The 13,372-nt window shown below is 59.2% G+C and carries 11 protein-coding genes; 6 read left to right on the top strand and 5 right to left on the bottom strand.

The annotated features are described in order from the left end of the window. Positions 1 to 152 precede the first annotated feature (152 nt). Entirely contained in the window at positions 153 to 1,244 is a 1,092-nt protein-coding gene (locus SIAM614_RS04005) for a LacI family DNA-binding transcriptional regulator (protein WP_006932298.1), read from the top strand. A gap of 181 nt (positions 1,245 to 1,425) precedes the next feature. Here SIAM614_RS04005 and SIAM614_RS04000 read toward each other — a convergent pair whose 3' ends face one another. From SIAM614_RS04000 to SIAM614_RS03985, 4 genes are all read right to left on the bottom strand, one after another. Further along, positions 1,426 to 3,054: a BCCT family transporter gene (locus SIAM614_RS04000; protein WP_006932294.1), complete on the bottom strand. Its 1,629-nt coding sequence runs from the start codon at positions 3,052 to 3,054 to the stop codon at positions 1,426 to 1,428. 29 nt (positions 3,055 to 3,083) lie between these two features. Next, positions 3,084 to 3,524 (bottom strand): universal stress protein, encoded by a 441-nt coding sequence (locus SIAM614_RS03995; RefSeq protein WP_229597937.1) that lies wholly within the window; start codon positions 3,522 to 3,524, stop codon positions 3,084 to 3,086. Between the two features lie 318 nt (positions 3,525 to 3,842). Next, complete coding sequence (locus SIAM614_RS03990; RefSeq protein WP_006932285.1) at positions 3,843 to 6,014, bottom strand: diguanylate cyclase; 2,172 nt, start codon at positions 6,012 to 6,014, stop codon at positions 3,843 to 3,845. Between the two features lie 150 nt (positions 6,015 to 6,164). After that, a complete protein-coding gene (locus SIAM614_RS03985; RefSeq protein WP_040439233.1) occupies positions 6,165 to 7,346 on the bottom strand; it encodes a pyridoxal phosphate-dependent aminotransferase in 1,182 nt (393 codons plus the stop codon). A 230-nt stretch (positions 7,347 to 7,576) separates the two neighbouring features. Between SIAM614_RS03985 and SIAM614_RS03980 the strand changes: the two genes are divergently transcribed. From SIAM614_RS03980 to SIAM614_RS03960, 5 genes are all read left to right on the top strand, one after another. Further along, positions 7,577 to 8,671: a CobW family GTP-binding protein gene (locus tag SIAM614_RS03980; protein WP_040439086.1), complete on the top strand. Its 1,095-nt coding sequence runs from the start codon at positions 7,577 to 7,579 to the stop codon at positions 8,669 to 8,671. 12 nt (positions 8,672 to 8,683) lie between these two features. Next, positions 8,684 to 9,661 carry a WD40 repeat domain-containing protein gene (locus SIAM614_RS03975; protein WP_006932278.1) on the top strand — a complete coding sequence of 326 codons (978 nt, stop codon included), beginning with the start codon at positions 8,684 to 8,686 and terminating at the stop codon, positions 9,659 to 9,661. Between the two features lie 35 nt (positions 9,662 to 9,696). After that, on the top strand, positions 9,697 to 10,197 hold the full coding sequence (locus SIAM614_RS03970) for a DUF2937 family protein (protein WP_006932277.1): 501 nt from the start codon (positions 9,697 to 9,699) through the stop codon (positions 10,195 to 10,197). A 97-nt stretch (positions 10,198 to 10,294) separates the two neighbouring features. Then, the gene (locus SIAM614_RS03965) at positions 10,295 to 11,194 is read left to right on the top strand and encodes a LysR family transcriptional regulator (RefSeq protein ID WP_040439083.1); all 900 of its coding nucleotides are present in this window, start codon (positions 10,295 to 10,297) and stop codon (positions 11,192 to 11,194) included. A gap of 195 nt (positions 11,195 to 11,389) precedes the next feature. Next, positions 11,390 to 11,929: a TetR/AcrR family transcriptional regulator gene (locus SIAM614_RS03960; RefSeq protein ID WP_040439079.1), complete on the top strand. Its 540-nt coding sequence runs from the start codon at positions 11,390 to 11,392 to the stop codon at positions 11,927 to 11,929. A gap of 154 nt (positions 11,930 to 12,083) precedes the next feature. On the opposite strand, the gene SIAM614_RS03955 is transcribed toward SIAM614_RS03960, so the two are convergent. Beyond that, positions 12,084 to 13,157, bottom strand: coding sequence for a Glu/Leu/Phe/Val dehydrogenase dimerization domain-containing protein (locus SIAM614_RS03955; protein WP_006932274.1), 1,074 nt, complete (start codon positions 13,155 to 13,157; stop codon positions 12,084 to 12,086). Positions 13,158 to 13,372: the final 215 nt, after the last annotated feature.

Here is a 13,372-nt window from a genome sequence, read left to right as displayed (position 1 = left end):
AATCCGCCTCAAACCATTTCATCTTCATTTACGGGTCCACACCCTAAGGCACTGCGACCCAATCTCCGGAAAAACAGAAAAACCTGTTTACCCAGAGGGGAGAGAGCTATAACGGTCTCTCCCATCGCCGCTGCGGTTATCGAGAAATAGGAATGTCTGAAGACAACGGTTCCCCTCCCTCCCAGCCGGAATTTCCGCAAAAGCCTGGTAAAAGGCTCACGCTCGGGCACATTGCCGACCAGCTCGGGATTTCCACGGCAACCGTGTCGCTGGCACTTCGGGACAGTCCGCTTGTTGCAGAGGAAACCCGGGCAAAGGTCAAGCAGACTGCGGAAGAGATCGGGTATATCTACAACCGGTCGGCAGCCTCCCTCAGAACTGCCCGAAGCCAGATTGTGGGCGTCGCCGTTCATGACATCCTGAACCCCTATTTCGCTGAAGTTTTCTCTGCGCTCGAGGATGTTCTGGAAGAGCAGGGTCAGATGATCTTCATCTGCAACCACCGGGACGACGTCAAACGCCAGCGCGCCTTCGTCAACACGTTGCTTCAGCATCGTGCGGACGGTTTGATCCTGTGTCCGTCGGTGGGCACTTCCGCCGAGGAGATCAACCGCCTGGTGGATCAGGGAATTCCCGTGACACTGGTGGCGCGTGAGGTTCCAGGCGTCTGGGCGCCCTGTGTGCGCGGCGACGATCTTGCCGGGACCTATCAGATCACCAAGCACCTGATCAAACAGGGCCACCGGAACATCGCCATGGTTGGCGGTCGCCGGGGCAGCTCGACAGGGCGCTACCGCAATGCGGGCTGGCGCAAGGCGCTGGAAGAAGCGGGGATCGATCCTGCCAGCCAGCTCGACCTGCCCGAAATGATGACCCAGGCCGACGGCCGGGCCGCCGTGCCGAAGATCCTGGAAGCCGAGCACCGGCCGACGGCCATTGTCGCGTTCAACGACCTCGTCGCCCTTGGCATGATGACCACCTTCCGGAGGGCGGGCGTCGAGCCGGGGCCCGACATGGCAATCACCGGATATGACGATATCGACGGCGCCGATGCGCGCACGCCTGCGTTGACAACAGTGTCGGCACAGCCCGACAAGATCGGCCGCCTGGCGGCGTTGACCTTGCTGCGCCAGATCGCGGGCGACCGCGTGCCCAACACACCCATCGTGATCGAGCCCGACGTGCGGATCCGCGAAAGCTCGCCGCCTCCCGGCGTGCGGCTGGCACCCAAGCTGGCCGACTAGGGTGTGGCGGTCGCCGCCTGCTTTCCAGTGAAATTCGAATAATCCGAAAATTTTAAGGCTGGGGTACCCCGCTCCCGGCGCGCGCTTCGCTTGGTCGGACGATCACAACGGAGCGGGTCGTATCCGGATGCAGAAACGGGCGGCCAGGGCCGCCCGTTGCAAGTCGCGTTACCACTTCAGGTCAGCGCGGTTCGTCCGCCAGTCCCTTGAAGATGGCGTAGCAGGCCAGCAGCAGGACGATGGTGAACGGGAACCCGGTCGAGACCGCCATCGCCTGGAGAGCGCCGAGGCCACCGCCAAGCAGTAGCGCGATGGCAACCAGACCCTCGAAGGTGCACCAGAACACGCGCTGCGGTACCGGAGCATCGACCTTGCCGCCTGCCGTGATCGTGTCGATCACCAGCGAACCGGAGTCCGATGAGGTGACGAAGAACACGATGACCAGAATGATGGCGATGAAGGAGGTGATCGAGGCCATGGGCAGATCGGCAAGCATGCCGAACAGCGACAGTTCGGGGCTGTAGCTCGCGATCACATATTCATGCACCTGGCTGTCGCTGTTGGTCAGAACCTGTTCGATGGCGGTGCCGCCGAACGCGGTCATCCAGATCACCGACACGATGGTCGGAATGATGAGGACGCAGACCACGAACTCCCGAACGGACCGGCCACGGCTGACACGCGCGATGAACATGCCGACAAACGGCGACCAGGAAATCCACCAGGCCCAGTAGAACGACGTCCAGCCCTGACGGAAGCTGTCGTCCTCGCGGCCGAAGGGCATCGACAGCGGCACGATTTCCTTGCCGTAGGCGACGATGTTGGAGAAGAAATCGGAGATCAGTGTCGAGGTCGGTCCTGCGGCAATCACGAAGACCAGCAGCAGTGCCGCGATCAGCATGTTGATTTCAGACAGCACCTTCACGCCGCCATCAAGGCCGCGCAGTACCGAGACCAGTGCAACACCTGTAATGCCGATGATCAGGATGACCTGCGCCGTGGTGCTGACGGGAATGCCGAAGACGAAATCGAGACCGGCGTTGGCCTGTTGAGCGCCGAACCCGAGCGAGGTGGCGAGACCGAAGAGGGTCGCGAGCACGGCCAGGATATCGATGATGTGGCCCGGCCAGCCCCAGGTGCGTTCACCGAAGATGGGATAGAACACCGAGCGCATGGTCAGCGGCAGGCCCTTGTTGAAGGAGAAGATGGCGAGAGCCAGCGCAACAACGGCGTAGATCGCCCAGGGATGCAGGCCCCAGTGGAAGATCGTTGCGGCCATGCCCATGGCCTTGGCGGCCGCGATATTTTCCGGAATGAGATTGCCGTCCGCGTCGAAGGGTTTTGGCACGCCGATCGGCTCGGAAAAGGCCATGTGATAGACCGGTTCCAGCACTCCGAAGAACATCAGGCCAATGCCCATGCCGGCGGCGAACAGCATGGCGAACCAGCCGAAATAGGTATAGTCGGGTTCGGCGTCCTTGCCGCCGATGCGGACGTTGCCGAGGGGGGTGACGATCAGTGCCAGGCAGACGAGGACGAAGATGTTGCCGGAGATGATGAAGAACCAGTCGAGGTTCGACGTCAGCCACTTGCGCATATGATCGAACAACGGTCCGACTTCGGTCTGAAAGGCAAGGGTCAGAAAGACGAAGGCGACGATGGTCAGACCGGAGATCAGGAAGACCGGATTGTGGATGTCGAGATTGAAGGGACCGACAGAGGTTTCGATATTGTCCTGGCCAATCTCGTATTCGGTATCGATGAGATTGGCGGCACCTTCCGGATCCGGAATGCCTTGATTGTCGCTCATGGGAGCGCTCCTTTTGCTCGGGAAACGGGTTATCTCACAAGGAAGACGGATACGTCTGCGTGGCTTGCGACGCGGCCGCCGTTCGATGGCCAGAAATGGTCCGGCACATTCGGGATATGCGTTGCCATGACCACCAGGTCCGCGCCCGTTTCATGAACAGCCTTGAGAATCGCATGTTCAAGGTCGATCGCCGGGTCATGAGAGAACTCCGCATGGCCGGATGCTTCGATCCCGTGTTTCTGTCCCTCGGCGGCCGCGAAAGCCGCCAGCTTTTCCCGAAACTCGTCCGGTGTATGGGCAAGGGCGCTGGGTGTATTTGAGGTTACGGCCACAAACACTACAGGAATGCTGTCGGTCTTGGCCAAGTGAGCGCCAGCAGAGATGGCTTTTTCAAGTTTATCTGCGTGGGCCAAGTCAATCGGTACTAGTATTTTTGTGAACAAATGTCCCTCCAAGATCTGTTCGGGCAAGAATATAAAAGATTCAAGCCATAGAGGTCCGCGCGCGGAGGGGCCGTTTTAGTATTCCATTTTAAGGTAATGTCGTTTTGTCCCGCTCCGCTGTGATTAGACTACTGTCGCATATGCGGAGGGTGGCGTCAAAAGAGCGGCAAGAACAGGCTGTGACGCGACATATTGGCGCGCCCAGATCGAAAAAAAGGTCTGAATTTCGCGCGCGTACCGGGGAAAACGCTACGGCATCGTCTGCCATGGGGCGATTTCGAGGCTGGCTGCCCATTTAGAGCTGATCTGGTTCGAGCTGATCTGGTTCGAGCTGATCGGGTCCGGTCAGACGGCCGGCGTATGCTCCGATTGCGGAGCCTTGCAGGTCACGCATTTGTTGCGGCCGGTTGACTTGGCTTCGTAAAGCGCCGTGTCTGCCTTTTGCATGAGTGTTGAAAATTCCAGGTCTTCCCTGGCGACGGCGGCAAGACCCATACTGCAGGTGACGGTCTGTTTGACGATGTCGAGCTGGCACTCCGCAATGATCCGCTGCCGTAGTCGCTCACACACCAGCATGGCATCTTCCAGATCGGCGTTGTGCAGGATCATGCAGAATTCTTCGCCGCCGACGCGGCCGAAGATATCGACCGAACGCAGGGCGCTGCTGACCGTATCTGCGAATTTCCTGAGAACTTCATCGCCGGTCGCGTGGCCGTACAGATCGTTGATCTGCTTGAACTTGTCGATGTCCATCATCACGGCGGTGAAGGGGCGCTTGGTGCGGCGGAACCGTTGAACTTCGGTGTTGGCGCGTTCCAGGAACGCGCGACGGTTCAGAATCTGGGTCAGGTCGTCGATGCTGGCAACCCGTTCCAGGTTGATCTTGGCATTCATCAGGGCCTGGTGATCGCGCTGGCGGGCAATCTCATGCCCGACCCAATCGGCAAATTGCCGGACGATCTGAAGATCTGACGCGGTAAACGCCCGTTTGCGCACGTCCGGCGCCGTGAAGTTGATTGTCCCGTGAACTTCGCCATCGACCAGAAGCGGAGCGCCGATGTAGGTCTCCAGGTTGAAGATCTGATGGCACGGATGTTTGGCGAATTCCGAGTTCGAGGCGTTGGCGGTCGCGGTCGGCTCATCGCTCCTGAGCGTCAGCAGACAGTAGGTGTCCTGCAGCGGAAATGACGAGCCGGGGGCCAGCTCGCCGTTCGGGCTCTGGGCGTGGGTGATCGTGTAGTGGTCATCGATCACATGGCTGATGATGCCGAAGGGAACTTCGAAATGCTCCGTGCCGAGACGCAGGATTTCGGCGATCTTGTCTTCGTGGCCGAGTTCACGTGTCGAGGTGATGGCGTAGAGTTCGGCCAGCGTGCGCTCGGTCTTCTTCCTGTCGGTTATGTCGGAAATCAGCACAACAATTGCTTCAACCGAACCGCTGTCGTCAAAGCGGGGGTTACAGCTCATCATGCATTCGCGCAAAATGCCGTCGGGAAAATGCAAGCTGATTTCGGTCGAAACCTTTTCGCCTCTTGTCGCTTCCTCGAAGACCGCGCGGATGGTTTCGCGCTCCTTCCAGGGCAACCGGTCGCGCAGCCGCGTGCCGACAAGATTGTCCGCTGTGTCGTTGAACCAGTCACAGGCAGTCTTGTTGATGAAGACGCATTTGCCGTCCAGGTCTACCTCGGTGACGCTGGCGACAATGTTGTCTGCCATCAGGGACAGGTTCTTGTAGGCATTTTCCGCCTTCGCCCGTGCTTCCTTAAGTTCGGTGATGTCGAACCGGATGCCGGCGATGCCGCCGTTGCGGGTCCTGGTTTCGGAAATACGTAGCCAGCGGCCGTCCGCAAGGTTTTGTTCAAGGACCGAACCGTCCCCGGCCAGATGCCGGCGGAGACGCTCCTGCAGCCAGTCGTCGTCCGACAGGCCGCCTGTGTCGTATTGTTTCCGGTTCAGGCCAAAACGCAGGATGTCTTCGAAGCGGTTGCCGGGGAACATGGCCGGAGCCGAGTTGGCATAGATCTCGCGGTAATTGTCGTTGCAGATGACCAGGCGGTCATCCTTGTCGTAGAGCGCAAAACCTTCCGAAATCGCATCGAGAGCATCTTCAAGCGTCAGGGCGATATCACTGAGCTTGGTTTCGAGTGCCCTTCGCTCGGCAAGATCTCTCGCGATGAACAGGATGCCGGTCAGATTGTGCGCTTCATCAAACAGGGGGGCGCTGACCACCTCGACGGATACGGTCGAACTGTCTTCGAGAACCAGGTCAATTGCATAGGCCTTGCGGTTCCGCTGATCCGTCGGCGACTGGTAAAGTTCTGCCATCTGGGCGAACTGGTTCGGGTCGGCGAAAAATCGTTTTGTCGTCGTGCCGACAACCTCTTCACGGTCGACCTTGAGCAGCCGGGCCATGGCCTTGTTCGCGAAAACAATGATGCGCTCGGGGTTGGTGACGATGACGCATTCGTTGAGTTCACCGAACGTCTGTTCAAGATCCAGAGTGATGTTCTCGTTCATATGCGTCCCCGTTGTCGTGCCATCGCGCGGGCCCGAGCGCCATTCAAGGCAATAAAAGTTTAATAAAAGGGATACGTAACGGAAGATATCTTGAAGAAAATGCCCGCATTAACCTTTGCCGAGTCAGGTGATCAGTATTTTTGCGAGCGGTCAGGTCTTGCGGTTTCCCTTCAGGAAATTTTCGATCCGCACCAGCGCATCGCGGATGTTGGCAGTCGAATTCGCGTAAGACAGCCTGATATATCCTTCGCCCAATACGCCAAAGTCGGGGCCGCCAATGACTGCGACGCCAGCGTCTTCCAGCAGGGCTGAAGCAAGTTCCTTGGCCTTCCAGCCGGTCTTGCTGATGTTCGGGAAGGCGTAAAAGGCGCCGAGTGGGACGCGGCAGGAAATGCCTTCGATGGCATTGAGACCGTCAACCGTCACCTTGCGCCGGCCGTCGAACTCCCGAACCATGTCCGCGACAGCGGTTTGCGGTCCAGTGAGAGCGGCAAGGGCACCGAACTGGGCCGGCGCGTTGACGCAGGACCAGGCGTTCACCGCCAGTTTGCGCGCCTTGTCGATCAGGCCGTCGGGCCAGAGGGAAAAGCCCATCCGCCAGCCGGTCATGGCGTAGGTCTTGGACCAGCCGTCGAGCAGGATGAGCCGGTCGCTCAGCGACGGAAAGCCCAGCAAGGAGACGTGCTCCATGCCGTCGTAGGTCATCTGCGAATAGATTTCGTCCGACAGGACGGCGACATCGGGAAATCGTTCCAGCCCGGCAACCAGTTTTTCGATCTCGGCGCGTGGCGTGACGCCTCCCGTCGGATTGGCCGGAGAATTCAGGATCAGCAACCGGGTCTTGTCGTTGATCAGCGACAGCGTCTCTTCGGCGGAAAAAGCGAAGTCATTTTCCTCGCGGATCGGAACGGGTACGGGACGGGCGCCGGTGAACTCGATCATCGACCGGTAGATCGGGAAGCCCGGATCGGGGTAGAGAATTTCGCTGCCCGGTTCGCCGAACATCAAGATCGCCATGAACATGGTGACCTTGCCGCCCGGAACGATCAGAACGTTGCCGGGATCGGTTTCCACACCATGACGTTTCAGGAGATCGGCGCAAACGGCTTCGCGCAAGGGGGCGATGCCGGTTGCCGGTGTGTAGCCGTGCTGACCGTCGCGCAGGGCCTTGATGGCCGCTTCCACGATGTGATCCGGTGTTTTGAAATCCGGCTGGCCGATGCCCAGATTGATGATGTCGCGTCCCTGTTCGGCAAGTTGCGTTGCCCGTGCCAGCACGGCAAACGCATTTTCCTCGCCAATCCGGTCAAATCCGCCAATCGTGTGCAGCATTTCGGTCTCCATGCCTGTGCGCGCTTCCTGCTGGCGACGTTAATGCTGCAGACAAGGATTTGAAAAGGCTGAAGAACGGACAAAGCGTTCGGGCGAGTGTCCACAGGCGGGAGCAGGTGAGGGAAATTTCCCGGGTACCCTCCCAATGCGGCAGCGAAATGCTTATATTCGCGCCCAAGCGGCCCGCTGACCGGCGGGCGACCCTTTTTCTCCTGCCAGGAAAGCGCGCAATGACTGCGACCCAGGACAGCCAGGCACAGATTCCCGTTACCGTGTTGACGGGGTATCTGGGGGCCGGCAAGACCACCCTTCTCAACCGGATCCTGACCGAAAACCATGGTCAGCGGTATGCCGTCATCGTCAATGAATTTGGTGAAGTCGGTATCGACAACGATCTGCTTGTCGAATCCGACGAAGAAATCTTCGAAATGAACAACGGCTGCATCTGCTGCACGGTACGGGGCGATCTGATCCGCACGGTGCAGAACCTGATGAAGCGCAAGAACGCCTTTGACGCGATCATCGTGGAGACCACCGGCGTTGCCGATCCGGCCCCTGTCGCGCAGACTTTCTTCATGGACGACGATGTGCGCGCGGCTGCCAAACTTGACGCTGTCGTTGCCGTGGTCGATGCCCGCCATGTCCTTCAGCGGCTGGAAGACACCGAAGAGGCCGAAGACCAGATTGCCTTTGCCGACGTGATCCTGGTCAACAAGACCGATCTCGTATCGGCCGAAGAACTGGCCACCGTCGAGGCGCGCATCCGCTCGATCAATCCGTATGCCGTGCTTCACCAAAGCGAGCGGTGCGGCATCGATATCGCCAAGGTGCTCGACCGGGGGGCATTCGATCTCGACCGGATCCTCTCGCTCGATCCGCATTTCCTGGAGCATGGCCACCATGCCGATGAATGCGGACCCGATTGCGACCACGACCACCACCACGACCATGATCATCATCACGGGCATGGGCACGAACACGGGCACGGGCACGGGCACGGGCATCACCATCATCACCATGACGATCCCCATTCGGTGAAGAGCATTTCGTTGAAGGCAGGCGATCTCGACCCCAACATGTTCTTTCCCTGGATCAACCAGGTGACGCAGGTTCAGGGTCCGAACATCCTGCGCCTGAAGGGCATCCTTGCCTTCAAGGGCGATCCGCAACGATATGTCATCCAGGGCGTTCACATGATTGTAGAAGGCGATCATCAGCGCGACTGGAAAGACGATGAACCGCGCGAAAGCCGCCTGGTGTTCATCGGCCGCGATCTCAACTGGGATGTTCTGAAAGACAGTTTCCAGGCCTGCGCCGCGCAATAAGGAAGAAGACACTTGCCGACAGTTGCTCCCGTTGAGGTGGATGGCTACGTCGTCCGCGCCGGCTATCTGAAAGACACTGCCTTTTTTGCGTCCGGAGAAGGCGACATCGTTCTTTCCGGACAGGGCGAAACGAAACTGAGACCTCACAAGGCGGGGCTTCTGGCGGCCGAGCCGACCATCGACGGCAAGGGGTTGATCACGTCCGGCGACGACGGCTGCATCTTTGTGAGTGCGACGGACGGGTCGAGCGAATGCGTTGCCGAACGGCCGCGCAAGTGGATCGACCTGATTGCCGCCGGCCCCTCCGGTGCGCTGGCTTTCGCCAGCGGCCGCACCGCCTGGGTGCGTTTCGCGGATGGACGGGAAAAGGAATTTGCCCATGACCGTGCTGTCGGCGGACTGGCCTTCGCGCCCAAGGGCATGCGGCTTGCGGTCGGGCGCTACGACGGCGTAACGCTCTGGTGGGCCGGGACGGAGGGGGCGCCGGTCGATCTGAGCTGGAAGGGCGCGCATCTGGGGGTAAGCTTCTCGCCTGACGGCAAGTATGTTGTCTCCGCTATGCAGGAAAACGCCTTGCATGGCTGGCGCCTTTCGGACAGCCAGGACATGCGCATGACGGGCTATCCGGCCAAGGTCAAGTCGTTCAGCTGGTCGGTCAAGGGACGGTATCTGGCAACGTCCGGTGCCAATGCCGCGATCCTCTGGCCGTTCTTCGGCAAGACCGGACCGATGGGACAGACGCCCTTGCAGTTGGGCACAAGGGGCGACAATCTTGTCAGTGCCGTTGCCTGCCATCCGAAGGAAGATGTCGTTGCGGTCGGCTATCAGGACGGCATGATCCTGATGTGCCGTTTCGAGGACAATGCCGAGGTGCTGCTGCGGCGGCCAGGTCTGGGCCCGGTGTCGAGCATGACGTGGGACGCCGATGGCGTTCGGCTGGTCTTTGGAACGGAAACCGCGGAAGCCGGGATTATCAGTCTGCAGGACTGACCGCCAGTGGCAGGCAAGGGAGGTCCTGACATCCGATGGCACGTATCATGATGCTGATCGTCATGTTGCTGAGTGGAACCGCGACATCCCAGTTGCCAGAGTTCACGCAGCAATACCGCCAGCGGCTTGGTGGAGCCATCGATGCTCTGGAAGAAATACTGGCCGACTTCAACCGCGATGCCGCCCGCCACGGGCTGACGCCGGCAGAAGCCATTGCGCGCCAGAAATCCTCCGAGGATCCCTTCATCAGGTCGCGCGGCGACAGCATGCTGAATGCCGAAATCCGATTGAGCCGGCTGAAGTTGCAGCGTGCAGAGCTGGAAACGGCCGGGCCGCTGGACCGTATGATCATCTTTGCACGCGGTTTCGATCCAACCCTGGCGCAGGCAACGGCCACGGACTACGAGCCGGCCGTGCCGGTGACACCCGCCGGATTTGCCAGCGCAGGTGTCGGAGCGCTTGGCGGGCTTCTGGTTATGCGTCTTCTGATCGGTGCCGTCCGCGTTGGTCGTCGGAAAAGGCCCGTCCGGGAGTGATCGTCCGGCCGGAACCCGCTCGGTGAAGCCTTTGACCGTCCGCTGGAAAATACGCTAAGCAGGGTCTTTGCGATGGCCCGAACGGGAAGGATGCCGGATGGACGCAATTACGCGGATGCGCTGCTTCATTCAAGTTGTCGATTCAAATGGATTTTCCGCAGCGGCCCGTGAAATGGGGCGATCCAAGGCGCTGGTTTCCAAATATGTTGGCGAGCTGGAGGACGAACTGGGCGTGCGTCTGCTGAACCGGACCACGCGTCAGGTGTCCCTTACCGAAGTCGGGGAGGCCTACTACAAGGAAGCATCGGAAATCCTGCAGCGGATCGATGATCTGCAAGCTTCCGTACAGTCTTCGCATCAGGAGGTGCGTGGCCGGTTGCGCGTGTCCGCGCCCCGTTCGATGGGCGACGACCTTTTGAACCAGGCGATGATGCAATTTCTTGTCCGCTATCCGGAGATCAACCTGGATCTCAGGCTGGAAGACCGTTTCGTCGATCTGGTGGAAGAAGGTTTCGACCTTGCAGTCCGGGTCGCACAGCTCGAAGATTCCAGCCTGATCGCCCGAAAGATTGCCCCCTTTCGCACCGTGGTTTGCGCCACGCCCAAGACCGTCGAAACCTACGGCGCGCCCAAAGTGCCCGCCGATCTTTCCACGCGGCCCTGCATCATCGATACGAACTACCGCTACAAGCAGAACTGGGCTTTCCACACCAACGGTGAGCGAACCTCGGTTACGGTGAAGGGGCCGCTGGAAGTCAACAGCGCCGCCGCGGCGCGAGACGCAGCGCTCTGTAACCTCGGGTTTCTGCGGACGCCGCTGTTTTTCGTGTCCAAGGAGATTCGTGACGGCAGGCTGGTTCTGCTTCTGGAGTCGCATGAAGAGCCGATGCGTGGTATTTATGCAGTGTATCCGCATCGGCGTCATCTAAGCGCAAAGGTGCGGGCCTTTGTTGATTTTCTGGTCGAGTGGTATTCGACCGGTCAAAACTCTGACTAAATTTTTTTATATGTGAGTTGTCTTGAGCATTCTCGATATTTCCTTTCGTGCCTAAATTCGTCGGCCTTTTTATACTTTGCTGAATGATCAAGATCTGAAAATTACTCTATTCTGGATTTTAAGGGAAATTACTTAAAATATCTTTTGGTGAAGGTTTTCCTTGAAAAAATCAAATGTAAAACCGAAGGTTTATTCATGGAAAACGCGCAAGAGCACATTGCTGCACGTCTTGAAGAGGTCTTCTGGAGCCGCGGGTTCGCCGAACCGAGCGTTCCCGAGCTGAGGGCCGGTGCCGGTGTCAGCATGCGGACGCTTTACCGTCATTTTCCATCGCGCGAAGCCATGGTGCTGGGAGCTCTTGAATATAGGCACCGGCGTTATCTGTCTTACGTGCGCGAAGGCGTGAGTTCCCCCGGACTGGAGGCCACCGTTCAGCTTTTCGACAAGCTGGGGGGCTGGATGCGCATGACCGCCGGTAAGGAATGTCTGTTTCGTCAGGCGCTTGCGGCCAATCCCGGCAGCACCGAAATCGCGGCAATGGTCAAGCGGCACAAGGGTGAGTTGCTGCAATTCTTCGGCGAGTTGAGCGGACAGGAAAGCTTCGCTTCCAGGCTCTATCTGCTGCATGAAGGTGTCACGGCCTGTTATGCCGAAATGGGCGAAGTGGCCGTGGAAGACGCAAAAAGTCTTGTAAGGCAGATGTTCAAAGTCTCGAACGAGAGCCAGTTTTCCTGAACGCTGAACGCTGAACGCTGAACGCTGATCCCTTGAGGATTTGTGGCACTTGTTCGTGCGTTGCCGAACAACGTGCCGACCAGGCAAAGCCGGGAAGCGGGCCAAGCCGTCAACGGCGGTTTTCGGCCGCCGTCTTGTCAGTCTTCAAAGGTGCTCAGGCCGCCTTTGCCTTCGCCAGACGCTCTTCCACCATCGTGTCCGCCACATGTTCCGGCGTGGTGTCCTCGTGCGCTGCCCGGTCGAAGATCTTTGCCAGGGTTTCACCGATCGCGATGGTTTTGTCCCGGACCACGTTGTCGCCGCTGTTTGCGGTTGCCAACGCGATGGAAATCACGCCTCCGGCGTTGATTGCATAATCCGGAGCATAGAGGATGCCGCGCTTTTTCAGCGCTATGCCGTCCGCCGGGGTCTGCAACTGGTTGTTGGCAGCGCCAGCCACGATCCTGGCCTGGATTTGCGGAACCGTGCGGGCGTTGAGACCTGCTCCAAGCGCACAGGGCACAAAGATGTCTGCCTCGACCCTATGCGCTTCGGCCGGATCCACCGCGGTGGCGCCGAACGCATCAATGGCACGCAGCACGGCCGGTGCGTGAATGTCGGAGACGATGAGCCTTGCGCCGGCTTGGTGAAGCTGGCGGGCAACGTCAAAGCCGACATGGCCGAGGCCCTGCACGGAAACGGTCTTGCCGGACAGATCGCTGCTGCCGAAGACAAATTTGGCGGATGCCTTGATGCCTTCGAAAACACCGAGAGCCGTATAGGGCGAGGGGTCGCCGAGGCCGGTTGCCTTTGTGCCGCGCACGTGGTCTGTCTGACGGGCGACGGCTTCCATGTCGTCCGGTGACACGCCGACATCTTCCGCGGTGATGTAAGTGCCGGACAGGCGCTCCACATGACGGCCGAATGCTTCCATCAGAGCCTCGGACTTGTCACGGCGCGGGTCCGCGATGATGACAGCCTTGCCGCCACCGAGATCGAGGCCAGCAAGGGCGTTCTTGTAGGTCATGCCTCGAGACAGGCGCAGGGCATCCGTCAAGGCGTCAGCAGGATGTTCGTAGGGCCAGACGCGGCAGCCGCCAAGAGCTGGACCAAGCGTGGTATCGTGGACGGCGATGATTGCCTTCAGGCCCGTGGCCTTGTCCTGGACGAAAACGATGTCTTCGTGATCGCCCATCTCCGGATGATCGAAAACGGCGCTGTGGTGAACAGATTTATGCAAGGCGTTCATAGCTGGCTCGGTGATTGGGTTATTGTTGTGAATATTTTAGGCCAGATATCGGGAATAATGTCTTTTATCTTCTCGGTAGATGGCCAATTTGAGCACAAACATTCCATGTGATGAGCTCAGCTGTGAAAATCTTTCCGTTCGCGTTTCGCGCTGCGAAAGAGTCGCGGTCATCTTCCTGCCGTCTTCTCTGGTCAAACAACGCACTGCGTGTCATG

This window comes from Roseibium aggregatum IAM 12614, assembly GCF_000168975.1.
Classification (GTDB): domain Bacteria; phylum Pseudomonadota; class Alphaproteobacteria; order Rhizobiales; family Stappiaceae; genus Roseibium; species Roseibium aggregatum.
The sequence above is the reverse complement of the archived record's forward strand: the minus strand, read 5'-3'. Positions and strand labels throughout refer to the sequence as shown.